This is a genomic window from Ectopseudomonas toyotomiensis (assembly GCF_900115695.1).
Classification (GTDB): Bacteria; Pseudomonadota; Gammaproteobacteria; order Pseudomonadales; family Pseudomonadaceae; genus Aquipseudomonas; species Aquipseudomonas toyotomiensis.
This window is the reverse complement of record NZ_FOXK01000002.1, coordinates 535698-560515: the sequence shown is the minus strand read 5'-3', so window position 1 is coordinate 560515 and position 24818 is coordinate 535698. Positions and strand designations below refer to the sequence as shown.

General features: G+C 64.3%; 29 protein-coding genes. 19 read left to right on the top strand and 10 right to left on the bottom strand.

Annotation, left to right across the window (positions count from 1 at the left end):
• Positions 1-54 precede the first annotated feature (54 nt).
• A complete protein-coding gene (gene urtE / locus BM186_RS05855) occupies positions 55-753 on the top strand; it encodes an urea ABC transporter ATP-binding subunit UrtE (protein WP_074913855.1) in 699 nt (232 codons plus the stop codon).
• An 87-nt stretch (positions 754-840) separates the two neighbouring features.
• On the opposite strand, the gene BM186_RS05850 is transcribed toward urtE, so the two are convergent.
• Positions 841-1626 carry an aldolase gene (locus BM186_RS05850; protein ID WP_074913854.1) on the bottom strand — a complete coding sequence of 262 codons (786 nt, stop codon included), beginning with the start codon at positions 1624-1626 and terminating at the stop codon, positions 841-843.
• Positions 1627-1808: 182 nt separating this feature from the next.
• Between BM186_RS05850 and BM186_RS05845 the strand changes: the two genes are divergently transcribed.
• A complete protein-coding gene (locus tag BM186_RS05845) occupies positions 1809-3128 on the top strand; it encodes an aspartate aminotransferase family protein (RefSeq protein WP_074913853.1) in 1320 nt (439 codons plus the stop codon).
• A 152-nt stretch (positions 3129-3280) separates the two neighbouring features.
• Here BM186_RS05845 and pdxR read toward each other — a convergent pair whose 3' ends face one another.
• A complete protein-coding gene (pdxR, locus tag BM186_RS05840) occupies positions 3281-4777 on the bottom strand; it encodes a MocR-like pyridoxine biosynthesis transcription factor PdxR (RefSeq protein WP_074913852.1) in 1497 nt (498 codons plus the stop codon).
• Between the two features lie 176 nt (positions 4778-4953).
• Between pdxR and BM186_RS05835 the strand changes: the two genes are divergently transcribed.
• The 5 genes from BM186_RS05835 (at position 4954) to BM186_RS05815 (ending at position 8987) form a co-directional block, all read left to right on the top strand.
• On the top strand, positions 4954-5835 hold the full coding sequence (locus tag BM186_RS05835) for a transporter substrate-binding domain-containing protein (protein WP_074913851.1): 882 nt from the start codon (positions 4954-4956) through the stop codon (positions 5833-5835).
• Positions 5836-6024: 189 nt separating this feature from the next.
• Positions 6025-6666 carry an amino acid ABC transporter permease gene (locus BM186_RS05830; RefSeq protein ID WP_017678737.1) on the top strand — a complete coding sequence of 214 codons (642 nt, stop codon included), beginning with the start codon at positions 6025-6027 and terminating at the stop codon, positions 6664-6666.
• Between the two features lie 10 nt (positions 6667-6676).
• Positions 6677-7339 carry an amino acid ABC transporter permease gene (locus BM186_RS05825; RefSeq protein WP_074913850.1) on the top strand — a complete coding sequence of 221 codons (663 nt, stop codon included), beginning with the start codon at positions 6677-6679 and terminating at the stop codon, positions 7337-7339.
• Complete coding sequence (locus BM186_RS05820) at positions 7332-8090, top strand: amino acid ABC transporter ATP-binding protein (RefSeq protein WP_074913849.1); 759 nt, start codon at positions 7332-7334, stop codon at positions 8088-8090. Before BM186_RS05825 ends, BM186_RS05820 begins: the two co-directional genes overlap by 8 nt.
• A gap of 138 nt (positions 8091-8228) precedes the next feature.
• Positions 8229-8987, top strand: coding sequence for an SDR family NAD(P)-dependent oxidoreductase (locus BM186_RS05815; protein WP_072423218.1), 759 nt, complete (start codon positions 8229-8231; stop codon positions 8985-8987).
• A 139-nt stretch (positions 8988-9126) separates the two neighbouring features.
• Here BM186_RS05815 and BM186_RS05810 read toward each other — a convergent pair whose 3' ends face one another.
• A complete protein-coding gene (locus BM186_RS05810) occupies positions 9127-9837 on the bottom strand; it encodes a sulfite exporter TauE/SafE family protein (RefSeq protein ID WP_074913848.1) in 711 nt (236 codons plus the stop codon).
• Between the two features lie 174 nt (positions 9838-10011).
• Here BM186_RS05810 and BM186_RS05805 point away from each other — a divergent pair, with 174 nt between their 5' ends.
• From BM186_RS05805 to ureC, 6 genes are all read left to right on the top strand, one after another.
• Entirely contained in the window at positions 10012-10848 is an 837-nt protein-coding gene (locus BM186_RS05805) for an urease accessory protein UreD (protein ID WP_074913939.1), read from the top strand.
• 184 nt (positions 10849-11032) lie between these two features.
• A complete protein-coding gene (gene ureA / locus BM186_RS05800) occupies positions 11033-11335 on the top strand; it encodes an urease subunit gamma (protein ID WP_004425162.1) in 303 nt (100 codons plus the stop codon).
• Positions 11336-11338: 3 nt separating this feature from the next.
• A complete protein-coding gene (locus BM186_RS05795) occupies positions 11339-11848 on the top strand; it encodes a GNAT family N-acetyltransferase (protein ID WP_072423221.1) in 510 nt (169 codons plus the stop codon).
• 4 nt (positions 11849-11852) lie between these two features.
• A complete protein-coding gene (locus BM186_RS05790; RefSeq protein ID WP_074913847.1) occupies positions 11853-12386 on the top strand; it encodes a GNAT family N-acetyltransferase in 534 nt (177 codons plus the stop codon).
• Positions 12383-12688 carry an urease subunit beta gene (locus BM186_RS05785; RefSeq protein WP_074913846.1) on the top strand — a complete coding sequence of 102 codons (306 nt, stop codon included), beginning with the start codon at positions 12383-12385 and terminating at the stop codon, positions 12686-12688. Before BM186_RS05790 ends, BM186_RS05785 begins: the two co-directional genes overlap by 4 nt.
• 77 nt (positions 12689-12765) lie before the next feature.
• Positions 12766-14466 (top strand): urease subunit alpha, encoded by a 1701-nt coding sequence (gene ureC / locus BM186_RS05780; protein ID WP_074913845.1) that lies wholly within the window; start codon positions 12766-12768, stop codon positions 14464-14466.
• A gap of 39 nt (positions 14467-14505) precedes the next feature.
• On the opposite strand, the gene BM186_RS05775 is transcribed toward ureC, so the two are convergent.
• The 7 genes from BM186_RS05775 to BM186_RS05745 form a co-directional block, all read right to left on the bottom strand.
• A complete protein-coding gene (locus BM186_RS05775; RefSeq protein WP_017360672.1) occupies positions 14506-14949 on the bottom strand; it encodes a hemerythrin domain-containing protein in 444 nt (147 codons plus the stop codon).
• 74 nt (positions 14950-15023) lie between these two features.
• The gene (locus tag BM186_RS05770; RefSeq protein WP_074913844.1) at positions 15024-15290 is read right to left on the bottom strand and encodes a DksA/TraR family C4-type zinc finger protein; all 267 of its coding nucleotides are present in this window, start codon (positions 15288-15290) and stop codon (positions 15024-15026) included.
• Between the two features lie 76 nt (positions 15291-15366).
• On the bottom strand, positions 15367-16230 hold the full coding sequence (locus BM186_RS05765; protein WP_092380492.1) for an isocitrate lyase/PEP mutase family protein: 864 nt from the start codon (positions 16228-16230) through the stop codon (positions 15367-15369).
• Between the two features lie 137 nt (positions 16231-16367).
• Positions 16368-17369: a type II secretion system F family protein gene (locus BM186_RS05760; protein ID WP_074913843.1), complete on the bottom strand. Its 1002-nt coding sequence runs from the start codon at positions 17367-17369 to the stop codon at positions 16368-16370.
• Positions 17370-17422: 53 nt separating this feature from the next.
• The gene (locus BM186_RS05755; RefSeq protein WP_074913842.1) at positions 17423-18178 is read right to left on the bottom strand and encodes a substrate-binding periplasmic protein; all 756 of its coding nucleotides are present in this window, start codon (positions 18176-18178) and stop codon (positions 17423-17425) included.
• Positions 18179-18231: 53 nt separating this feature from the next.
• The gene (locus BM186_RS05750; protein ID WP_074913841.1) at positions 18232-19002 is read right to left on the bottom strand and encodes a substrate-binding periplasmic protein; all 771 of its coding nucleotides are present in this window, start codon (positions 19000-19002) and stop codon (positions 18232-18234) included.
• A gap of 79 nt (positions 19003-19081) precedes the next feature.
• A complete protein-coding gene (locus BM186_RS05745; RefSeq protein ID WP_072423229.1) occupies positions 19082-20005 on the bottom strand; it encodes a substrate-binding domain-containing protein in 924 nt (307 codons plus the stop codon).
• Between the two features lie 165 nt (positions 20006-20170).
• Between BM186_RS05745 and BM186_RS05740 the strand changes: the two genes are divergently transcribed.
• From BM186_RS05740 to BM186_RS05715, 6 genes are all read left to right on the top strand, one after another.
• Complete coding sequence (locus BM186_RS05740) at positions 20171-20899, top strand: VC0807 family protein (protein ID WP_072423230.1); 729 nt, start codon at positions 20171-20173, stop codon at positions 20897-20899.
• 34 nt (positions 20900-20933) lie between these two features.
• Positions 20934-21371 (top strand): YqaA family protein, encoded by a 438-nt coding sequence (locus BM186_RS05735; RefSeq protein WP_074913840.1) that lies wholly within the window; start codon positions 20934-20936, stop codon positions 21369-21371.
• Between the two features lie 209 nt (positions 21372-21580).
• Positions 21581-22555 carry a lysylphosphatidylglycerol synthase transmembrane domain-containing protein gene (locus BM186_RS05730; protein WP_072423232.1) on the top strand — a complete coding sequence of 325 codons (975 nt, stop codon included), beginning with the start codon at positions 21581-21583 and terminating at the stop codon, positions 22553-22555.
• Positions 22556-22617: 62 nt separating this feature from the next.
• On the top strand, positions 22618-23883 hold the full coding sequence (locus tag BM186_RS05725) for an Hsp70 family protein (protein ID WP_074913839.1): 1266 nt from the start codon (positions 22618-22620) through the stop codon (positions 23881-23883).
• Between the two features lie 94 nt (positions 23884-23977).
• A complete protein-coding gene (locus BM186_RS05720) occupies positions 23978-24334 on the top strand; it encodes a DUF6152 family protein (RefSeq protein WP_072423754.1) in 357 nt (118 codons plus the stop codon).
• Positions 24335-24817 carry a hypothetical protein gene (locus tag BM186_RS05715; RefSeq protein WP_072423234.1) on the top strand — a complete coding sequence of 161 codons (483 nt, stop codon included), beginning with the start codon at positions 24335-24337 and terminating at the stop codon, positions 24815-24817.
• Position 24818 lies beyond the last annotated feature (1 nt).

Genomic DNA, 24818 nt, shown 5'->3' with positions numbered 1-24818 from the left:
AGGCTGGCGCTCCGTAGGGTGCGCCGCGCGCACCGCATGCTTAAGGACATCGATATGCTGCAAGTCCAACAACTCCACCAGTACTACGGCGGCAGCCACATCCTCCGTGGCCTGTCGTTCGACGCGAAGGTCGGCGAGGTCACCTGCCTGCTCGGCCGCAACGGCGTGGGCAAGACCACCCTGCTCAAATGCCTGATGGGCCTGATCCCGGCCAAGGACGGCAGCGTGCAATGGGAAGGCAAGCCAATCACCGGCTTCAAACCGCACCAGCGCGTACACGCCGGTATCGCCTACGTGCCCCAGGGCCGCGAGATCTTCGGCCGCCTGACGGTGGAAGAGAACCTGTTGATGGGCCTGTCGCGTTTTCCCGGCAGCCAGGCCAAGGCCGTGCCGGAATTCATCTACGAGTTGTTCCCGGTGCTGCGCGAGATGAAGCATCGCCGTGGCGGCGACCTCTCCGGTGGACAGCAGCAACAGCTGGCCATCGGTCGCGCGCTGGCCAGCCAGCCGCGCCTGCTGATCCTCGACGAGCCCACCGAAGGTATCCAGCCCTCGGTGATCAAGGAGATCGGCGTGGTGATCAAGAAGCTCGCCGCTCGCGGCGACATGGCCATCCTGCTGGTGGAGCAGTTCTACGACTTCGCTGCCGAGCTGGCCGACCAGTACCTGGTGATGAGCCGTGGCGAGATCGTCCAGCAGGGCCGTGGCGAGAACATGGAAGCCGAAGGCGTGCGCGGGCTGGTGGCGATCTGACCTGCGCCCGCCTGTGGGAGGGGCTTTAGCCGCGACCCGGTGATCGCCTCAGTCGCCGCTAAGCGCCCCCCACAGAGGTTCGCTGCTCTACTCGGCGAAATCCGATTCCTCGCGCAGCAACTGGCGTTTCACGCTCTCAAGATGCAGATGCGCGCTTTCGGCGTTGCCCTGCAGCATCTGCCGGCACGCCGCACTGGCAATCGCCGGTGCCACAGCCTTCAACGGCCGACCGCTGGCCATGGCCTTGAGCTGCACCTCGGCAGCGCGCTCCAGGTAGTAGAGATCGTCCCAGGCTTCGGCAATGCTCGGCCCCAGTACCAACGGGCCGTGATTCTTCAGCATCAGCACATCGGCATCGCCTGCCGCGCGGGCGATACGCTCGCCTTCGGCGTAGTCGAGCGCCAGGCCCTGGTAATCCTCGTCCACCGCCAGTCGCTCGTAAAATTTCAGCGCGGTCTGCCCGGCCCAGACGAAGGGCTCGCCCTCCAGCATGCACAGCGCCGTGGCGTTGGGCATATGGGTGTGGAAGGCTGCCGTGGCGCGCGGGTTGAGGCGGTGCAACTGGGCATGGATAAAGAACGCCGTGGCCTCAGGGCGGCCATTGCCCAGCACCACGCGCCCGTCGAAATCGCAGATCAGCAGCGACGAAGCAGTGACCTCGGCGAAGGACAGCCCATAGGGGTTGACCAGAAACAGCTCCGGCCGCCCCGGCACCACCACGGAAAAATGATTGCAGATGCCCTCGCCCATGCCGAGCCGCGCCGCCATGCGAAAGCAGGCGGCCAGGTCGATACGCGCCTGGGCGATCGCGGGGCTGTTCAAGCCTTCGCTGGACGCCACGGGGGCGGTGTTGATCTCGAATGCGTGGGCCATGGCTTCACTCCTGAAAACGGATGCCTCCAGCCTAGCCTGTGCACACACAGCGCCTAGGGACAGTTGTCAGGCATCGGTGAGCCAGACGCGCTGACCCGGCCACTTCCGGCATCTGGCCCTACGGCCAACGACCGCTTTGTTCCTAAGGTGCAGGCATCCGCAACGGCCAGCCCGAGGTCATCATGAGCACACCGATCAGCAACCAGTACGTCCACGATCTGGATCGCCAGCACGTCTTCCATTCCTGGTCGACCCAGGGCGCCCTCAACCCGCTGGTGATCGCCGGTGGCGAGGGCTGCACGCTGTGGGATTACGACGGCAAACGCTACCTCGATTTCAGCAGCCAACTGGTCAACACCAACATCGGCCACCAGCACCCGAAGGTCATCGCCGCCATCCAGGAACAGGCTGGCAGCCTGGTGACCATCGCTCCGGCCACCGCCAACCTGATGCGCGGTGAAGCGGCCAAGCGAATTCTCGCCCGCGCACCAGCCGGTTTCTCCAAGGTGTTCTTCACCAACGCCGGCGCCGATGCCAACGAGAACGCCATGCGCATGGCGCGCCTGTATACCGGTCGCGACAAGATCCTCTCCGCCTACCGTTCCTACCACGGCAGCACCGGCGCGGCCATAGTCGCCACCGGTGATCCGCGCCGCGTGCCCAACGAATACGCCCGTGGACATGTGCACTTCTTCAACCCCTACCTGTACCGCACCGAGTTCAATGCGGCGAACGAAGAAGAAGAATGCGCGCGTGCCCTGCAGCACCTGCGCCGGGTCATCGAATGCGAGGGGCCGGGCGCCATCGCCGCCATCCTGCTGGAGAGCATTCCTGGTACTGCCGGCATCCTCGTACCGCCGACAGGCTATATGCAGGGCGTGCGCAAGCTGGCCGACGAGTTCGGCATCCTGCTCATCCTCGATGAAGTGATGGCCGGTTTCGGCCGCACCGGCTCCTGGCTGGCGCTGGAGCATTTCGGCGCGGTGCCGGATCTGATCGTCTTCGCCAAGGGCGTCAACTCCGGCTACGTGCCGGCTGGCGGGGTGATGATCTCGCAGCCGATCTGCGCGCATTTCGACACTCACTTCTTCCCCGGTGGCCTGACCTACTCTGGACACCCGCTGGCCATGGCCGCCATCGTCGCCACGCTGGATGCGATGACCGAGGAAGCCATGGTGGAGAACGCCCGTGATATCGGCGCACAAGTGCTCGGCCCGGGCCTGAAGAAACTGGCCGAGCGCTACCCGATGATCGGCGAGGCACGCGGCGTCGGCCTGTTCTGGGCACTGGAGTTCGTTAGCGACGTGCAGAAGAAGACCCCGATGCCGGCAGCGGTGATGCTGGAAATGAAGGCGGGACTGACCGCGCGCGGGCTGCTCAGTTTCGTGGTGGAGAACCGCATCCATGTGGTGCCGCCGTGCATCGTCAGCGCCGCGCAGGTGAACGAGGCGTTGGCGATCTTCGACGAGGTGTTCGCCCTGTTCGCGCCGCGCTTTGCCTGACTCTGTCCGGGCCGCGGACGGCTCCCTCTCCCATTTATTGGGGGCACGCCTAGTGGAGAGGGTCGGGGAGAGGGCAAGTGCGGCAGATCGGAGTCGCAGGCAAGCCCTCTCCCCCGCCCCTCTCCCGCAAGCGGCAGAGGGGAGACAAGCGATCACAACCCAGCCAACACCTCTCCCAGTTTCTGCACACCCGGTCGAATGCGCTCGGCATCGATGGCATGGAAACCCAGGCGCATGAAGTTCGTCGGTGCCGCGCCGTCGCTCAGAAAGAACTGCGCCCCGGACTCGATCAACACGCTCTGCTGCGCCGCCGCCCAGGCCAGGCGCTGGGTATCGACACCGCGTGGTGCCGCCAGCCAGCAGGCGCTGGCACCGGGGCTGCCCATAGGCTGGCAATCGCTCAGGTCGCTGCGCAGCGCCTGGTAGAGCAGCTCGCGGCGGCGACAATGTTCCTCGCGAAAGCGCCGCAGGTGCGCGTCGTAATGCCCCTGGGCGAGGAAGTCGGCGAGCATGCGCTGGTTGTTCAGCGGCGGGTGGCGGTACATCAGCCGGCGCAGTGCACGGAGCTCGTCGATCAGCTCGGCGTCGGCGACCATGTAGCCGATGCGCAGCCCTGGCGAAAAAGCCTTGGACAGGCTGCTCAGGTAGATCACCCGGCCACTGCTGTCGCTGGCCTTGAGCGCCGGCAGCGGGTGATTGTCGAGGTTGAATTCGGCGTCGTAGTCGTCCTCGATCAACACCTGGTCGTGCTCGCGAACCTGCCGCAGCAGTTGCTCGCGCCGTGCCGCACTCATCGCCACACCGGTGGGCACCTGGTGCCCCGGCGTTACGTAGAGGTACTGGCAGTCATCCAGCCGGCGGTCCACCACCAGGCCCTGATCGTCGACATCCTGCAGGTGCACCTTGGCGCCGTGCAGGTCGAAGATGCTCGCCGCGTCGCGAAAACCCGGATTTTCCACACCAACTCGCACCCCGCGCGCCATCAGCAGGCTGGCCAGCAGGTACAGGGCGTTCTGCGAACCGAGGGTCACCAGGATCTCGTCGGCACGCGCCCAGATGCCGCGCTTGGGCAGCACACGGGTGCGCAGCTGCTCGATCAGTTGCTCATCGTCACGGTCGAAACGGTCGCCCAGCCACAGCTGGTCGCGCTCGCCGCTGAGGTTCTTGCGCGACACCTCGCGCCAGCGCTCCAGCGGGAACAGCTCACTGATCGGCTGGCCGTAAATGAACGGGTAGGTGAAGCGGCTCCAGTTGCTCGGGCGCAGCACGCCGTGCTTCAAACTGGGCTGCATGCGAAAGCGCGCGGTCCAATCCGGGGCAGTGGCAGCGCTGCTGGCGTCGGACTGCTCCAGCTTACGCAGCGGGGTCATGCGCAGCACCGCCTCGCCCGCCTGCCCGCAATAGTCCGGGTGCAGGTAGTAGCCACTGCGCGGGCGGCTGATCAGGTAGCCGTTGTCGAGCAGGCTTTCGTAGACCAGTGCCACGGTGTTGCGCGAGACCGACAGCTGCTGGGACAGCTTGCGGCATGACGGCAGCGGCTCATCGGCAGGGAAACCGCCACCGAGAATGGCCGACACCAACGACTCGCGAAGCTGCTCCTGAAGGCCGCGCTGACGGTCGAAATCGAGGTGGTAGAAGTGATCGATCATGGCGCCCTCCAACAGCCAAACAACCCTGGGATGTAGCAAGTAGCGCGCCACTGTCGCTGGCCAGAACAAAGGCCGGAACTGCCCCTATCGCCGGCTCGCCAGGCCTCTCTAAGGTGAAAACGAAACCGCCGCCGAGCGGCCTGGACAACCCTTGTCGACACCTCTGGAGCACGCCCATGAAGCCATCGAACACCGATTCCAAACCCTTCGGCCTGCTGCGCAAGCTGGCCCTGGCCAGTTGCCTGGTCGGCGCCTCGCTGAGCGCCCACGCCGACCTCGACGAGATCAAGTCCAAGGGCGTGATGACCGTCGCCACCGAGGATGACTACGCGCCGTTCAACTTCATCGTCGATGGCAAGCCGGAAGGTTTTCACAAGGAACTGCTGGAAGACCTGAAGATCTACGCCAAAGCGCAGGGCTTCGACGTGAAGCAGGAAATCCTGCCCTGGACCGGCCTGCTTGCCTCGGTTTCGGCCGGCCAGTACGACATGGCCTTCACCGGCGCCCTGGTCACCGACGACCGCCTGCGCGTGTTCAACTTCGCCCCGCCCTTTGCCTCGGCGCAGCATTTCTACGTCAAACGCGCCGGTGACGACCGCCTCAGCGATATCTCCAGCCTGTGTGGCAAGACCGTCGGCCTGCAGGCCGGCAGCGCCCTGCTTGCGCGCCTGCCGGAGCTGAAGAAGATGATGGCTGCCGAAGGCTGCGAGATAGGCACCGTGACCGAATACCCGTCCTACCCGGAGGCCTACGCCGACCTGGCCAACGGCCGTCTGGACTACGTGATCAACGCGCTGATTTCGGTCAACGACCTGGTCAAGACCCGTGGCGACACCTTCGCCAAGGGCATCGCCGTATCCGGCGACGGCTTCGCCGCCTGGCCGGTGCCCAAGAGCAGCCCCGAGCTGCTGGAGTTTCTCACCGGCTTCATGACCGAGGTGCGCGATAGCGGTCGCCTGGCCGAGCTGCAGACCAAGTGGTTCGGCGAAGCCTTCCCAGCCATGCCCAAGGAGCCGATCACCAAGGTCGAGCAGTTCCACGAACTGGCCGGCATGTGACAGCGGGCCGCGGCCAAGTCTCTGACATGGCCGCATAGGGTGCGCCGCGCGCATCAGCCTCAAAGGTGCCAGCGCTTCGGTGCGCACGGCGCACCCTACATGCTCATCGCCAACGCACTGCCGTCTATCAGGGCCAGCCCTGGCCCTGACCTTGCTTGCAACACCCCATCCCTTTCCCTGGAGCCCGACATGAACGGACAAGCCTGGTTATTGCTGCTCGAAGGCGCCTGGACGACTCTGTGGATCTCCTCGATCGCCATCGCCCTGGGCGTCGTCATCGGCCTGGGCATTGCCCTGCTACGCATGGCGCGCATTCCCTTCGTGGAACAGGCGCTGGTGCTCTACGTCAGCCTGGCGCGCGCCACGCCGCTGGTCACCCTGGTGCTGTTCATCTTCCTCTCGGCACCGACCTTCGGCCTGGCGATGGACCGCAACACGGCGGCAATCCTCGCCCTCACCTTGAACACCGCGGCCTTCAATGCCGAGGTCTGGCGCACGGCGTTCATCAGTTTCTCCCGCGAGCAGAAGGAAGCGGCGCTGGCCTGCGGCATGACCAACGGTGTGTTCTTCCGCCGCATCATGCTGCCGCAGATGATCACCAGCAGCCTGCCCGGCCTGGTCAACGAGATGTCCTTCCTGATCAAGAGCAGCCCGGCCATCGCGGTGATCGGCATCGTCGACCTGACCCGCGTGACCAACCGCATCAGCGCCGTGACCTACGAGCCGCTGCCACCGATTCTCGCGGCGGCCCTGCTGTACATGCTGATCATCGGCGTGCTGCTCAAGGTGCAGGCCATCGCCGAGAAGAAAGCCAACCGACTGGCCATGTGAGGACGCGACCATGACCGAATGGAGCATCATCTGGGAGGCGCGCGGCGCCTTCCTCAACGGCGCACTCAACACCCTGATCCTGTTCGTCCTGTCAGTGCTGGCGGCCTTCGTCATCGGCTGCTTCAGCGTATACCTGCTGGAGGGCCGCAACTGGCTGTCGACGCTGCTGCGCGGAGCGATCAACCTGATGCGCATGCTGCCCTTTCTGGTGCTGGCCTACCTGCTCTACTACGGCCTGCCGGCGCTGGGCATCAAACCCAGCGCCTGGGGCGCGGGCCTGGTGGCGCTGGCCATCTATCACGCGGCCTACTTCGCCGAGATACTGCGCGGCGCGCGCCTGGTGCTGCCGCTCGGCCAGGTCGAGGCGGCCAAGGCCCATGGCTTCCGCCCCGCTCGCCTGTACTGGCGGATCATCCTGCCGCAACTGGTGATCCGCACCCGTCCACTGCTCGGTAACCAGTTGATCTACGCGCTGAAGGACACCGCCTTTCTCACCATCATTACCGTGCAGGAACTGACCGCTGCAGCCAACTCGGTGCAGGCCACCTACTTCATCCCCACCGAGGCGTTCATCGTGGTCATCGCCCTGTACTGGATCATCAGCATCTGCCTGGAACTGGCGCTCAAGTGGGCGAGCCGGTTCGGCGCCAAACGAGGTTTCGAACATGCCTGACGTACCCGCGGTACAGATCGACAATCTGTCCAAGAGCTTCGACGGCGTCGAGGTGCTGCGCGACATCTCGCTGACCGTGAACAAGGGCGAGGTGGTCAGCGTGCTGGGCTCGTCCGGGTCGGGCAAATCCACCCTGCTGCGCTGTATCAACTGGCTCGAAGAGCCGGATCGCGGCAGTATTCACATCGCCGGCCAGCGCATCGGCGTGGATGCCCAGGGCAAGCGCATGAACAACCGCGACCTGGCGGCGATTCGCGCCAGAACCGGCATGGTGTTCCAGAGCTTCAACCTGTGGCCGCACCTGAACGTGCTGCAGAACGTCATGGAAGCACCGATGCAGGTGAAGAAGATGCGCAAGGACGAGGCCCGCGCCATCGCCCAGACGCTGCTGGAAAAAGTCGGCATGGAGCAGAAGGCCGAGGCCTACCCTTACACCCTCTCCGGTGGGCAGAAGCAGCGTGTGGCAATTGCCCGCGCCCTGGCCATGAGCCCGGAGGTGATCCTGTTCGACGAGCCGACTTCGGCACTCGACCCGGAGCGGGTCGGCGAAGTGCTGACGGTGATGAAGAACCTCTCCAGCGAGGGCTACACCATGATCGTGGTCACCCACGAAATGGAATTCGCCCGAGCGGTGTCGGATCAGGTGGTGTTCCTGGAAAAGGGCCTGCTGATCGAGAAATCCGCGCCAGAGAAGTTCTTCACCAACCCGGAAACCGAACGCGTGCGCAAGTTCCTCGAACTGTCCGCATGAATCCGCGGCCAGCTGTGGCGCGCGGCCTAACGGCCAAGGCCATACACTGATGCACCGCCCCAATAGGACTGTTCTCGCTGCGCCCGACAGTGGATGCAGGAGCAGGCCATGAATCCTGATAGCAAAACGAGGTTATCCATGAGCAAGGTGGCATTCATCACAGGCGCGACATCCGGTTTTGGCCGCGCCACGGCACGACGCTTCGCCGAGGCGGGCTGGGCGCTGGTGCTCAGCGGCCGACGCCTGGAGCGCCTGGAAGAGCTGAAGGCCGAACTGCAGGACAAGGTGCCGGTGCACATCGCTGCGCTCGACGTGCGTGATGCTGCGGCGGTGAAGGCGCTGGTCGACGGCCTGCAGGCGCCCTTCGACCGTATCGACGTGCTGGTCAACAACGCCGGCCTGGCGCTGGCCCCGGAGGCTGCGCAGAAGGTCGCACTGGAAGACTGGCACACCATGATCGACACCAACGTCACCGGCCTGGTCAATGTCACCCACGCGGTGCTGCCCAAGCTGCTGGCAATCGGCAAGGGCACCAGCATCATCAACATCGGCTCGGTGGCCGGCGAATGGCCCTACCCGGGCGGCCACGTGTACGGCGCCACCAAGGCCTTCGTCAAACAGTTCAGTTTCAACCTGCGTTGCGACCTGGTGTCTACCGGCGTGCGCGTCACCGACATCGCACCAGGCATGGCCGAAACCGAATTCACCCTGGTGCGCACCAAGGGCAACCAGGCTGCCTCCGACGCGCTGTATGGCAGCACCACACCGCTGACCGCCGAAGATATCGCCGAGCAGATCTTCTACGTCGCCACCCTGCCCGACCATATCAACATCAACCGCCTGGAAATCATGCCGAGCCGCCAGGCCTGGTCGCCCTTCGCCATCGACCGCGATTGAAGAGCGCGCCTCGCAGGGCGGGTCATCGACACCGAACCCGCCCGTAGAGTGCGCCGTGCGGCCGCAGTAACTCCGCAACAACGCATACGTTCTGCCGATCCGCAGCGAGAGCACGCGTTTTCGGTGCGCACGGCGCACCCTACCAGATCGCCTTCAGCAGGCTTCCCAGCGACAACAGCACCAGCAACCCACCTACCAACACCCTTAGCGACAAAGGTTGCCAGCGCGGATACAGCCACTGGCCAAGCAGGTTGCCGGCCAGCGCCGGTAACGCAAGTTCCAGCGCCAGTCGCCACAGCGAGCCGGTCAACACGCCAGCGACACCCAACCCGATCAACGCAGAGAAACTGCTGGCCAGGAAGAACAGCACCGCCGTGCCACGCAATTGCCGCGCATCCAGACCACTGCGCAGCAGGTAGATCATCAGTGGCGGGCCACCGGCCGAGGCCATGGTCGTCGCCAGACCGGATGCCAGCCCTGCCAACCAGGCCAAGCCCTGGCCTAGCGCCTTACCAACGGGCGGGCGCCACAGCACCAGCAATCCACCACACAAGCAGAGCGAGGCCACCAACGGCGCCATGACGCCTGCAGGTAGCCATAGCAACAAGCATGCGCCCAGCGGCACCGCCAGCAGCATGCCCAGCAGCAGGCGCCCGAACACGCGCCCATGGACGGCGCGCAACGCGGCCGGCCATAGCGTCACGCTACAGGCCACGTCGAGAATCAACGCCACCGGCACCGCCTCGGCTGGCGGCAACTGCAGCATCAGCCCGAGCGCCATCAGCATGGCGAAACCGAAACCGCTGTAGCCGCGCACCAGGCCGGCGGCGAAGGCGATGATAAAAAACATGAGTGCTCCCAACGAATCGACGCTCGACTCTAGAACCGGGGAGACGCTTTGAGGCAGAGCCAGATGCAGCACCTCGACTGGCCACGTGAGCGTGCAGGCAAGCGCACCGACTTGGTTCAGGGCACGCCTCTTGCTTGCCCACTCGGTCAACTATCCCGTGGAACCCTGGCACTGATGAATCTGCCTGCTGCCCTGTTCACGCCAAGCTGGCCTGCCGAGCTGGAGCTGGCTTACGCACGTCACGGCGAACGCACCACACCAGTGCAGCGACGCCATGTCGGCCCACTTAGAGTGCAGAAGCATCTGTATGCCGAAGGCCCGGAGGTTTGCCAGCACATCATCGTTCATCCGCCTGGCGGCATCGCTGGCGGCGACACCCTGAACATCTCGGCCCGTGCCGGCGAGCGCAGCTGGGTACAGCTCACCAGCCCTGGCGCGGCCAAGTGGTACCGCGCAGCAGGTGTCGCCCGCCAGGTTCTGCGCCTGAACGTCGAGACCGGCGCCACCCTGGAGTGGCTGCCGCAGGAAACCATCATCTATGCCGGCGCTCAGGCCGAACTGCACACACAGATCGAGCTGCACGGCGATGCTCGCCTGTTCTACTGGGATATCGTCGCCCTCGGCCGCCCCGCCGCCGACGAGCGCTTTGCCAGCGGCCATTTCCAGGCCGTGCTGGATGTCCGCCGCGATGGCAAGCTGCTCTGGCACGAACGTCAGCGCCTGACTGGCGGCGACGGCCTGCTCGACTCGCCCATCGGCCTCGACGGCCAGCCGGTGTTTGCCACCCTGCTGATCAGCGGCGATGTAGACAGTGATTTGCTGGAGCGCTGCCGGGAGCTGAAGATCGACGGTGTACGCGGTGACCTCAGCCAGATTTCAGGCCTGCTTATAGCGCGCTGCCTGGCCAGTGAAGCACTCAAGGCACGCGCCTGGTTGATCGAGTTCTGGCGCCTGCTGCGTCCGGCGCTGCTGGGGCGCGAAGCAGTGCCACCCCGAATCTGGAGCACATGAGCACAACGGACACGTAGGAGCCGGCTTACCGGCGATCAACAGAAGCCTAATCGCCGGCGAGCCGGCTCCTACAAATTGCAGTACAGCCACGCCAGAGTGGAACAGCGCACGCCGCTTTCCACCAAGCAACCGAAGCACTATCGCGGACAAGGCACTGCCTTGCCGCTCCAAGACTGGAGCCGTCATGGATTTGTCACCAAGAGAAAAAGACAAGCTGCTGATCTTCACTGCCGGCCTGGTGGCTGAGCGCCGCCTGGCGCGTGGGGTCAAGCTGAACTACCCGGAGGCCATGGCCTACATCTCCGCCGCCCTGCTCGAAGGCGCACGCGACGGCCAGACGGTCGCCGAGCTGATGCATTTCGGCACCACCCTGCTGGCCCGCGATCAGGTGATGGAGGGTGTGCCGGAGATGATCCCGGAGATCCAGATCGAAGCCACCTTCCCCGACGGCACCAAGCTGGTGACCGTCCACCAACCGATCGCCTGAACCATGAGTTTCGACATAGTGAATGCCGGCGAAGCCGACCTGCCCGGCATCCTGGCCATCTACAACGACGCGGTGCAGCACACCACAGCAATCTGGAATGAGACCCTGGTAGACCTGGCCAACCGCCGTGCCTGGCTGGTCGAACGCACGGCGGCCGGCTTCCCGGTGCTGGTCGCGCATGACGCCGCCGGCGAGGTAGTCGGTTATGCCAGCTACGGCACCTGGCGCACCATCGAAGGCTTCCGTCAGACCGTCGAGCACTCGGTCTACGTGCGCGCCGACCAACGCGGCCAGGGCCTGGGCCCGGCGCTGATGCAGGCGCTGATCGAGCGCGCTCGCGCCGCCAACCTGCACGTCATGGTCGCCGCCATCGAGTCGGAAAATACCGCCTCGATTCGCCTGCACCAGCGCCTCGGCTTCATCACCACCGGGCAGATGCCCCAGGTCGGCCGCAAGTTCGGGCGCTGGCTGGATCTGACCTTTATGCAACTGATCCTCGGCGCCAAGGAGTGACCCCGTGGCCGTGACGCTACAGCGACTCGACAGCACCAACTTCGCCAACTACCGCGAAGGTTTGATCGTCCTGCTGCTCGATGCGATCAACGATGGTGCATCGATAGGTTTTCTCGCCGATCTAGACGAACGAGAAGCCGCTGAATATTTCGCCCAGGTGCATGCGGCCATGACGGACGGCTCTCTGCTGCTCTGGGTGGCCCATGAGCAGAGCCGCGTTCTGGGCAGCGTGCAACTGAGCCTGTGCCAGAAACCCAACGGACTGAACCGCGCAGAGATTCAGAAACTGCTGGTACTGAGCGACTCACGTCGTCGCGGCATCGCCCGTCTGTTGATGCAGGCCGTCGAGCAGGAAGCGGCGACCCGCAAGCGCGGCCTGTTGTACCTCGACACCGAGGCTGGCAGTGACGCAGAACAGCTTTATCGCCACCTCGGCTACCAGTGCATTGGTGGCCTACCCGATTACGCCTGCGGCCCGGACGGCACCTACCGGGCCAATGCCATCTACTACAAGACGCTTGCGAGGCCTTCACCATGATTCCCGGCGAATACCAGATTGCCGATGGCGAGATCGAGCTCAATGCCGGTCGCCGCACCCTGACCCTCTCCGTAGCCAACAGCGGCGACCGGCCGATCCAGGTCGGCTCGCACTACCACTTCTTCGAGACCAACGACGCCCTGCTGTTCGACCGTGCTGCCGCGCGTGGCATGCGCCTGAACATCCCCGCCGGCACCGCAGTGCGCTTCGAGCCAGGGCAGAGCCGTGAAGTGGAACTGGTCGATCTGGCTGGCCAGCGCCGGGTGTTCGGCTTCGCCGGCCGGATCATGGGCGATCTATAGCCCGTAGGGTGCGCCGTGCGCACCAGCAACGACACAGATAGCAACGGTGCGCACAGCGCACCCTACGAGGACTTCCAATGAAGATTTCCCGCCAAGCCTACGCCGAGATGTTCGGCCCCACCGTCGGCGACAAGGTGCGCCTGGCCGATACCGACCTGTGGATCGAAGTGGAAAAGGACTTCACCACCTACGGCGAAGAAGTGAAATTCGGTGGCGGCAAGGTGATCCGCGACGGCATGGGCCAGGGTCAACTGTGTGCCGCCGATGTGGTCGACACGCTGATCACCAACGCGCTGATCATCGACCACTGGGGCATCGTCAAGGCCGACGTCGGTCTCAAGGACGGGCGCATCGCTGCTATCGGCAAGGCCGGCAACCCTGATATCCAACCCGATGTGACCATCGCCATCGGTGCCGGCACCGAGGTGATCGCTGGCGAAGGCATGATCCTCACCGCCGGGGGCATCGACACCCATATCCACTTCATCTGCCCACAGCAGATTGAAGAGGCGCTGATGAGCGGGGTGACCACCATGATCGGCGGCGGCACCGGGCCGGCCACCGGCACCAACGCTACCACCTGCACTTCCGGCCCCTGGCACATGGCGCGCATGCTGCAGGCCGCCGACGCCTTTCCGATGAACCTGGGCTTTACCGGCAAGGGCAACGCCTCGCTGCCCGAGCCCTTGATCGAGCAAGTCAAGGCCGGCGCCATCGGCCTGAAGCTGCACGAGGACTGGGGCACCACCCCGGCGGCCATCGACAACTGCCTGAGCGTGGCCGACCAATACGACGTGCAGGTGGCGATTCACACCGACACGCTGAACGAATCCGGCTTCGTCGAGACCACCCTCGGCGCGTTCAAAGGCCGCACCATCCACACCTACCACACCGAGGGTGCCGGCGGCGGCCACGCCCCGGATATCATCAAGGCCTGCAGCTTCCCCAACGTGCTGCCGTCCTCGACCAACCCGACCCGACCGTTCACCAAGAACACCATCGACGAGCACCTGGACATGCTCATGGTCTGCCATCACCTCGACCCGAGCATCGCCGAGGACGTGGCCTTCGCCGAGAGCCGTATCCGCCGCGAAACCATCGCCGCCGAAGACATCCTCCACGACCTCGGTGCCTTCAGCATGATCAGTTCCGACAGCCAGGCCATGGGCCGCGTCGGCGAGGTGATCACGCGTACCTGGCAAACTGCCGACAAGATGAAGCAGCAGCGCGGCCCGCTGCCTGAAGACGCGCCGGGCAACGACAACTTCCGCGCCAAACGCTACATTGCCAAGTACACCATCAACCCGGCGATCACCCATGGCATCAGCCATGAAGTGGGCTCCATCGAAGTGGGCAAGTGGGCGGATCTGGTGCTCTGGCGCCCGGCCTTCTTCGGCGTGAAGCCGACGCTGATCCTCAAAGGTGGCGCGATTGCCGCCAGCCTGATGGGCGACGCCAACGCCTCGATCCCGACACCGCAACCGGTGCACTACCGACCGATGTTCGCCAGCTACGCCGGCAGCCGCCATGCCACCAGCATCACCTTCATCAGCCAGGCGGCGTTCGAAGCGGGTGTGCCCGAACAGCTCGGTCTGCAGAAGAAAATCGGCGTGGTCAAAGGCTGCCGCGAGGTGCAAAAGACCGACCTGATCCACAACGGCTACCTGCCGAACATCGAGGTCGACCCGCAGAACTATCAGGTCAGGGCCGACGGCCAGTTGCTCTGGTGCGAGCCGGCCGAGGTGCTGCCGATGGCGCAGCGTTATTTCCTGTTCTGATGCAAGAGCCGGGTGTTGCGCCCGGCTCTTATCGGTCTGTCAGGACGCCTGCTTCATCTCGTCGTAGGCGCTGAGATAGTCACCCGCCAGTTGCTGTTTCTCCTTGTCGCGAAGCAGCTTGCCGGCCATCTGGAAGAAGGTGTGTTCTTCTTCCTTGAGGTGGTGTTCGACCTTTTCCGCCAGGGCCTTGGCTTGCGCCAGCCAGCTCGGGCTGCTGGGGTCGGTCTCCTCCAGGTCCTCGATCATTTCGTCCATCTGGTGATGCTCGGCGATCGCGTGGCGCGATAGATCCACGCCCGCGTCCTGCTGCATCAGGGGAATATAGAAATGGCGTTCTTCGGCCACCGAGTGCACGGCCAGTTCCTGCTTGAGCTGAGAAAACAAAGCGTGGCGTTCGGCGCTGTCGCCCTGGGTGGCGATCAGTTTCTGCGCCAGTTCGCGCTGGATATCGTGGCTGATGCGTAAGGCTTCGAAAATCGTCATGCAGGCACCTCTTCCTGAGTCACGGTCTAGTAGCACTAGACCATCAGGACTCGAATAGGTGCCGTACCGCTTGCTCAGCGCAGCTGGCTGTCCTTGCTACCGCGACGGTTGTAGCCGCTGTAGACGGCGTTCTCCCGGTCGTGCTCGGCCTGACAGTTGACGCACAGGCGCACGCCGGGAATCGCCTGACGCCGGGCCTCGGGAATGGCAGCATCGCATTCCTCGCAATGACTCAGGCTCTCACCCTTTGGTAGCTGGCTGCGAGCACGCGCAACGGCGTCCTCGATGCTGCTGTCGATCTGTTCCTGCACTGCGTCGTCGCTTGCCCAACCACCTGCCATGTTCGACCTCCTCGCACTCTCCGAACAGATATGCGCCCGGAGAATGCGAAGTGCAAGTGCAGCCGGTCGCGACAGGCTACTCGCGGACTTCCATGAACTCCTTGGCCCACAGAATGTAATCCTCGGGCATGGTGTACTTGTGGGTCAGCTCGGTGGCGTTGAGGTCGCACGGCTGTGCACCGCGCTGTTCGCGCAGGCAGTCGTAGGTGGCCTTGATCGCGGCGAAGTAGGCAGCATGGCCGTTGACCACGATGCGCACGCCCAGGCGCGCCAGGCGTTGGTTATCGCGCAGTTCGGGATTGCCATAGGTGACCAGCATCAGCGGCACCTTGAGGCCTGCGGCGATCTGCTCGAGATGGGCGAAATCCTTGATCCCGACCAGGCAGATGCCGTCGGCGCCTGCAGCCTCATAGGCGCGAGTGCGGCGGATCACTTCGTCCACCTCCAGTACGCCGGCATGGGTACGGGCGATGATCGAGAGCTCCGGATCGACACGCGCCTCCAGCGCAGCGAGGATCTTGCCGACGCCTTCCTCGATAGAGATCAGGTCGGTGGACTTGCGGCCGAACTGGGCCGGCAGCAGGGTGTCTTCGATGGTCAGCGCGGCGACGCCGGCGCGTTCCAGCTCGACCACGGTGCGCATCACATTGAGCGCATTACCGTAGCCGTGGTCGGCATCGGCGATCACCGGCAAACGCGCGACGCGGCCGATGCGCGCGGCCTGCTCGACGAATTCGCTGAGAGTGATCAGGGCGAAGTCCGGCGCACCGAGTACCTGCAGGGAGGCGACGGAGCCGCCGAGAATACCGACCTCGAAGTCGAGATCGGCGGCGATGCGGGCGGACATGGGATCGAAGACCGAAGCCGTGTGGTAACAGCGGTCGGAAGCCAGCAGGGCACGGAAGGCACTGCGTAGCTCATGGTGGGATGCACGTTGCAGGATGGGCATGGGGCGTATTCCAAAGTCGGTTGAATCGCTTTTTTCTCTTTTTAGTAATGGCGTAGACGTGACGAATGCTAGCGCAAGGCACTTGCTGCCAGCTTTCAAACGGACCGCCGTGGTCGATAACCAGCAAATTATCGGCCAGCCAGCTCCGCGGGCAGGGCCGGGAAGAAACCGCCACCGGTCAGCAGGCCGTATGCCATCCAGCCGGCGACCGCCAAATAGAACAGCCGTGGCGCCCAGCTCGCCAGCATCTGTTGGCTCGCAGCCAGCTGCTGCGCCTGCAGGCGGGCGAAACGCAGCAGCGCCTCGCCTGGCCGGCCGGTCGCTTCGCCGGTATTGAGCACGCCGATGAGCATGGCTTTGCCATGAAAACTCAGCCCGTCGAACGCCCGCACCAACGACTGCCCAGCCGCAACCCGTGGTGCCAGGTTGGCGAAATCCCGCCGCAGCCGCGCGCCGCTCACTGCACTGCAGGCACGCGGCAAGGCGTCGAGCACGGGCATCCCGGCCTCCAGCAGCAGCCCGAGGCTGTCGCAGAAATTACGGACATCCGCCCGGCGCTGCAGGCTGCCCAACACCGGCAGAGCCAGCAGCAGATCGTCCAACGGGCCCGGTTGATCGGTTCGCCGCTGTTGCCAGCGTCGCCACAACGCTCGTGCACCGAACAGCAATGCCGACAGCCACAAGATCGGCATCAGCACAGCCGCCAGGTAGCCCGCGCCACTCAGACTTCCCCCAACTAAAGCAGGCAAGGGTTTGACCGCCAGCGCCAACAGCAAAACCCCGGCCGGCAATAGCAGACGTGACTTCAACTCTGCGGCATAACGCGCCTGTTCGTCATAGCGCTGCGCCAATTGCTCGTAGATATGCGCCAGAGCACCGGCCTCCTGCGCAGCGCGCACCAGGCCGCTTTCCAATGGCGTGAACACGCCACTCAACTGGCCGGAAGTCGCCAGGTCGCGTCCGCCGCCGACCATCTGTCGCAGGCGCTTGACGGCGGCCTCATGGTGCGCACCGAGATCCAGACTGGCCAGCGCTCGATCAATGGGCACGCCAGCCCGCTCCATCGCGCCAAGGTGAGCGAACAAGCCGGCGCGACTGCGCAGATCGAGAGTGAGATGACGACGCGACATGATCGGACTCGGTGGATTGCAGCGCTCAGGTTAACCAGTCGCCGCGCGAGGCGCTACGGAGCGATGGGCGGCATCGGCGCATGCGGCAACCAGCGTTTCAGGATCGCCTCCAGGCTGCCGTCCTCATGCATCTGCTGCAAGGCGCGCTGCCAGCGCACCACACGCACCACCGAAGTCTGCGGGGAGAAAGCGATGTAATAGGCCGAGCGCATGAACGGCACGTGCGCGGTGACGTCCTGCGGTTTGAGATCGACAGCAGCCAGCTCGCCAGCCAGGGTCAGGTCTTCGGTAGCAATCAGGTTGACCCGGCCATGCTTGAGCATGGTCACCATCTGTTTCGAACTGGGCACGCCGTAGAGGTTGGTAAAGCCCCTCGCGCTGAGGGTCTCGAAGGTGTACCACTGCTTGGGTAGCGCCAGTGGCCCGCTGGCCGCGGCCTGCTCCAAGGTGTCGATGACCAGGTCGCGCGACTTGAGCGAATAGAAGCTGGTGGTGCCGACCACGATGGGCCCGACCCACTGAAATCTGTTCTCGCGCTCGGCAGTACGCACGGTGGAAAACAGCGCGACATCTTCCTCCTGTTGAGCCAGATGCAATGCTCGCGTCCAGGGCATCAGTTCGATCTGACCGTTGTCGCCGGTGCGCGCCAGCAACGCTCTGACCACCTCGACGGAGAAACCGCTGGGCTCGCCCTCGCGCAAGAAGCTCATCGGCGGCGCATCCTCGGTGAGCAGACGCAGCTGTGCCGCCGCTGGAGCGCACAGCACCAGCAGCAGGATACACAGCCATTGATTAATACACTTGGCCATCACCGCCCCTCCCGCTTGCAGCCTAGCAAGACGTGGAGCGCCATGCAGCCGCTTCACTCGAGGCGCAGCAAATCGACCAACGTCCGCTCATCGGCCGTCGGAAACCAGTGTCGATAGATCCGCTCCAGGCTACCGTCATGACGCATCTGCTGCAGCGCCTGCTGCCATCGCGCGACACGAGCGGCATCCGTCTGCAGGGAAAAGGCGATATAGGAGTCATTGGGCATCAGGTCGAACTGCGCCTGCAGCTGCCCGGCATGCATGCCCTGTTCGGCAAGCATGCCGTCGAGGGTCAGGTTGTTGGCCAGCAGCAGCTTGACCCGGCCATGGCGAAACATGCGCAGCATGTCCTGAGGCGTCGGCACGCCATACAGGTTATCCAGCTCCTGCTCACGCAGCAGTTCGTAGCTGTACCACTGCTTGGGCACCGCAAGGGTGCCGAGCTGGCGCACGTCGTCCAGGCTGGTGACTCGCAGCCCGGCATCCTTGTGCGTGTAGAAGCGCGTATAGCCTCGCGCGATCGGCCCGACCCACTGAAACTCGGCTTCGCGCTGCGCCGTGCGCACGGTAGAAAACAACGCGGTGTCGGCCTGATGACGAACCTGGTGATAGCCGCGTGTCCAGGGCACCAGTTCGATGCGCGCCTGCTCACCGGTACGGCGGATCAACTCTTCGACCACCGCCACAGCCATGCCACTCGGCCTGCCATTCTCAAGATAGCTGAAAGGTCGATAGTCTTCGGTATACAGCCGCAACTCGGCAGCCGTCACGTGGACGCAAAAACTGCAGAACAACAGAGCTGCGAGCAGGTACTTCAGGTTCATTGCACGCCACCGTCTAGAGCGCGCCCTACAGCGAATTCAGGGCGGCCAGGACAAGGATCATAAACCCGCGCTCTGCCCATCACCAAGGCTGTTGCGGCGCGGTCATATCGGCCAATTCCCTGGCGGTCAGTACCCGTGGCTCGAGCAACAGTTGCAGGCGTGAAATGGCGCGTTCGCCACTCAGGGCCCGATGCACCAGGCGCACCGCATGATCACCCATGGCCTGCGGCTGCTGAAGCAACAGGGCGTGAATCTGTCCTTGTCTCACGGCATCGAACAGCAGTTCGCCTCCATCGAAGCCGACGAAGTCCACCGTACCGGCCTTGCCCAACTGGCGCAGAGCCGCCAGTGTCGCCCGGCTGCTGGTGCCATTGGGGCTGAACAGGCCGTCGAGCCTGGGCAACTGCTCGCTCAGGGCCTCGGCGATGCGCTGGCGGTCATCACCCAGGTAGGTGTCGAATACCACCTGCAACCCTGACGCCTGTGCCGCCAGCAGAAAGCCGCGCTCACGCTCCTCGGTCGATTGCAGCCCGGGACGCAAACGCAACACCCCGACCCTGCCACCCTGCCCGAGACGCTCGGCCAGTTGTTGCCCGGCCAACTGACCTGCGAGGAAGTTGTCGGTCGCCACCAGCGCATAAGCGCCATCTCCCGCAACGCCGCGGTCGACATAGACGGTGGGAATACCTTCGTCACGCAAGGCCGCTATCCGGGTATCGATGGCATCGCCAGCCGGGGCGATGATCAGCGCCTTGCAGCCCTGTGCAAGCACACGATCTATCAGCTGCAATTGCACCTCGACGCTGCCCTCCTGGGTCGGGCCGCGCGTATAGAGTTCCAATTGCAGATCGTCAGCGGTGCGTCTCGCGCCGGCTTCCAGCTCGCTCCAGAACGCCGATGTGCCGGCCGGCACCATACCGATGCAGTCCCGCGCCCAGGCCGGCACAGGCGTCAGGAAAACAGCAGCCAGCAACAGGCAAATGAAAGGGATGATTCTTGGCATGTTCGACTCCCAGGCCTTGCCATCACTTTAGCATCGCCAGCCAGCTCTTCTCTCCTGTCGGATGGCTGTCGACTCATACTTTTTCACATTCAAAACCGACGGTCGGGCTAGCCCTGGCGCGCCGGGCAGGCGATCATCGGCCTTCCTACGCAGACTCCAGCTACCATGACCGCCACTACTGACAGCCGTACCCCGACGCACAAGCCCCGCCCGCTGATCGACCTGGCCATCAGCATCCTGATTCCCTCGTTCATCCTGATGAAGCTCAGCGGCGAGCACCGCCTCGGCGCCGATGGCGCACTGATCCTGGCCCTGGCGTTCCCGCTGGGCTGGGGCGCGTTCGAGCTGATCAAATATCGCAAATTCAACTTCATCGCCCTGCTCGGCCTGATCAGCGTAGCGCTGACCGGCGGTATCGGCCTGCTCAAGCTCGACACTCAGTGGCTGGCAGTCAAGGAAGCACTGATTCCCGGCCTGATCGGCATTGCCGTGCTGGTCTCCACCCGCACCCGCTACCCGCTGATCCGCACCCTGCTGTTCAACAAGACGGTGCTCAATATCGACAAGATCCATGATCGCCTGGAGCAAGGCGGCCACGTCGAGCACTTCGAGACGCGCCTGATGCGCGCGACCTACTGGCTCAGCGGCACCTTCTTCTTCTCCTCGTTCATGAACTACGTGCTGGCCAAGTGGATCGTGGTCAGCCCGGCCGGCACCGAGGCCTTCAATGATGAACTGGGGCGCATGACCCTGCTCAGCTACCCGATGATCGCCATTCCCTCGATGATCATGCTGATGGCCATCTTCTACTACCTGTGGAAGACCATTCACGGCCTGACCGGCCTGAGCCTGGAAGAGATCATGGCCAACAGCGGCCAGGAATCGCAGTCCTGACCCCCGCCGGCCCTGCGGCCGGCGCGCTCCTGTCATGCTGAGTCTGTCCGCCTATCCGGCACTGTTTCTTTCTGCCTTCGGCGCGGCGACGCTGCTGCCGCTGCAGTCCGAAGCCGTGCTGGTCGCCCTCCTGCTGGCCGGCCAGCATCCGCTCTGGGCCTTGCTGCTGGTAGCTACCCTGGGCAATGTGCTGGGCTCCTGGGTCAACTGGCTGCTGGGCCGCTCCATCGAGCACCATCGCGAGCGCCGCTGGTTCCCGGTCAACCCGGCCCGCTTGCAGCAGGCGCAGGCCTGGTACGCCCGTTACGGGCGCTGGTCATTGCTACTCAGCTGGATGCCGGTGATCGGCGACCCATTGACGCTGGTCGCTGGTGTGATGCGCGAACGCCTGTGGATATTCCTGCTCATCGTCACCCTGGCCAAAGCCGGCCGCTACGCGGTGCTGGCAGCGCTGACCCTGACCTGGATATGAACATATCGGAACAATCGCTGACACAACTATTGAGGGGCGTCTGCATGCTTGCCAGTTGAGTACTGGCGGCGGCTCCCTGATACTGCGCAGCGCGCCGCGCGGGCACGATCCGCCAACGGCCGTTGCGAGCGGCCGGCAAGCCGGTGAACAGCCGCCTCGTCAGAGGCATACGGCCCCACTACCCCGGGCCTGGTGAGCGAGGAATAGCGGTGTCTGTCGTAGAAGCCAAACCCAAACTGAAGCGCAGCGACCTGATCTGGACGCTGATCGGGCTCAGTGCCGTGGTGCTGTCTGGCTTCCTGCTCTACCGCGAGTTGGGCAACATTTCCCTCGACCAGATCAAGGGCAGCCTCGAGGCGATCTCCCACATGAACTGGCTGCTCGCCGCCGCCGCCACCCTCGGTGCCTACTGGGCACTGGCCTGGTACGACCGCATCGCCGTCGCCCACCTCGGCAAGCAGATTCCCTGGCGTTTCATCACCCTGTGCTCCTTCACCACCTATGCCCTGGCCCACAATATCGGTGCCTCGGTGTTCTCCGGTGCCGTGGTGCGCTATCGCGCCTATCGCAGCAAGGGCCTGACGCCTCAGGAAATCGGCATCCTCATCGTCTTCTGCTCCTTCACCTTCGCCCTTGGCACCCTGCTGGCCAGCGGCTGCGTATTGATCGCCCAACCCGACCTGATCCACCGGGTCGCCAACATCACGCCGCTGGTCTCGGTGGTCATCGGCAGTGTGCTGCTGAGCCTGGTCGGCCTCTACGTGCTGGGCTCCTGGCGCCAGTTCAAACCCTGGACCCTGGGCAAGCTGCACGTGGAATATCCGCGCCTGCCCATCGTCGGTCGGCAGTTGCTAGCTGGCCCGCTGGAATTGCTCTGTGCGGCGGCGATCATCTATTTCGCCCTGCCAGCCGACAATCACCCCGGCTATCTGATCGTGCTCGGCGTATTCCTCGCCTCCTTTTCGCTGGCGCTGCTGTCCCACGCACCAGGTGGCCTGGGTGTGCTGGAAGTGACCTTCCTGGCGGCCCTGCCAGAAATTCCCGCCGCCGACGTGCTGGCCGCGCTGATCGTGTTTCGCGTGTTCTACCTGCTGCTGCCCTTCGCCCTGTCGCTACTGGTAGTGCTGGGCTTCGAGTGGAGCCAGTGGAAGAGCAAGCAGCAGAGCGGCAACCTGCCGTCCTGACGACTCGCCGTCGCCGCGCTACTGACATAGAATGCGCGGCCATTTTTGCGGCTCTGCGTTCCATGTCCTTTTCCACTCCTGCCCGCGCCTGCGGCATCGACTTCGGCACCTCCAATTCCACCGTCGGCTGGCTGCGCCCCGGCCAGGACAGTTTGCTGACACTGGAGGACGGCAAGATCACCCTGCCATCGGTGATTTTCTTCAACACCGAGGAACGCCGCCCGGTATACGGCCGCCTGGCCCTGCACGAGTATCTGGAGGGCTACGAGGGGCGCCTGATGCGCTCACTCAAGAGCCTGCTGGGCTCCAAGCTGCTCAAAAGCGAAACCACGGTGCTGGGCAGCGCCCTGCCATTCAAGGACCTGCTTGGCTTCTTCATCGGCGAGCTGAAGAAGCGCGCCGAGGCCCAGGCCGAGCGCGCCTTCGAGGAAGTGGTATTGGGTCGCCCGGTATTCTTCGTCGATGACGACCCGGTCGCCGACCTGGAGGCGCAGAACACCCTGGTGGCCGTGGCGCACAAGCTCGGGTTCAAGGAGGTGTCGTTTCAGTACGAGCCCATCGCCGCGGCCTTCGACTACGAGTCGAACCTGGAGCGCGAGGAGCTGGTGCTGATCGTCGATATCGGCGGCGGCACCTCAGACTTCTCTCTGGTGCGTCTGGCCCCTGAGCGCCACCATTTGGCCGAGCGCCAGGACGACATCCTCGCCACGGGCGGCGTGCATATCGGCGGGACCGACTTCGACAAGCAGCTGTCGCTGGCCGGCGTGATGCCGCTGTTCGGCTACGGCAGCCGGATGAAGAGCGACGCCTTCATGCCCACCAGCTATCACCTCAACCTGGCGACCTGGCACACCATCAACGCGCTGTATGCGCAGAAGACCCAGCTGGCCCTGCAGAACATGCGCTACGACATTGTCGACGCCACCGGCATCGACCGCCTGTTCGGCCTGATCGAACAGCGCGCCGGGCATTGGCTGGCGATGCAGGTGGAAGAGAGCAAGATCGCCCTGAGCGAACAGGACGCGCGGCCCATCGATCTGTCGCGCGTCGAGCCGGGCCTGGTCGCCGAGCTGACCCGGCCGCTGTTCGAGAACGCCATCGAGCCGCTGCTCGAGCGCATCCGCGCCAGCCTCACACAATTGCTCGCCGATGCCGGAGTCAGCGCCGATCAGGTCGACACACTGTTCTTCACCGGCGGCTCCAGTGGCGTGCCGGCGCTGCGTCAGAGCGTGGCCGCCATGCTGCCCAACGCGCGCAGTGTAGAAGGCAATACCTTTGGCAGCATCGGCAGTGGTCTGGCCATCGAAGCAAAGAAGCGCTACGGCTGAGCCGATTCTGTTTCCAAATGCTGCCCGTACGTCGCAGCATCGGTTACAGGGTCTAGGTTTACCCGGTGTTCCATCAGTCCACCGGGTGATCGCCATGCTGAAGAAACTGCTGCTTCTCACCACCACACTTGGCCTGCTGCTGACCGCTGCCCTCGCCCAGGCTCACCATGGCTGGAGCTCCTACGACGCCGATCAGCTCCTGACCCTGGAAGTGCCGCTACAGACCGTCAACTACCGCAACCCGCACGCCGACGTGAGCATCGAGCACGACGGGCGCACCTGGCAGGTGATCCTCGCCCCGATCAGCCGCCTGCAGGCGCGTGGGCTGCCGGAATCCGACCTGACGGCGGGCAAGACCGTGACCATAGTCGGCTACCCGCGCAAGGACGGCACCGCGGAGATCCGCGCCGAACGTATCATCGTCGACGGGCGCACCATCGAACTGCGCTAGATGGACAGTCTGATCGCCTGGGCCGCCTGGCTCGAAGCCACGGCGCTGGGCGAGCAGATGCGCAGCTCGGCACTGCTCTACCCGGCGCTCAACCTGCTGCATCTGCTTGGCCTGGTGTTGCTGCTTGGGCCCATGCTGCTACTCGATGCGCGTTTGCTAGGCGCCGGCCGTACTTTCTCCCTGCCTGCCGTGTCGCGGGCGCTGACGCCACTGGCAGTGTTCGGTCTTGTGTTGCTGCTTGGCAGCGGTTTCTGCCTGTTCGCCGCCGACGCGGGACCTCTGAGCGCCGATGGACTGCTACAACTCAAGCTGCTGCTGATTGCCATGGGTATTGGCAACGCCCTGCTGTTTCGCCAGCTATGGAGTGCTCGGCTGGGCGACTGGGATACGCACGCACCACTGTTAGGTCGGCTGCAGGCGGCGCTGTCGCTTCTGATCTGGCTGCTGGTGATGAGCCTGGGCCGCCTGCTGGCCTACTTCTAGC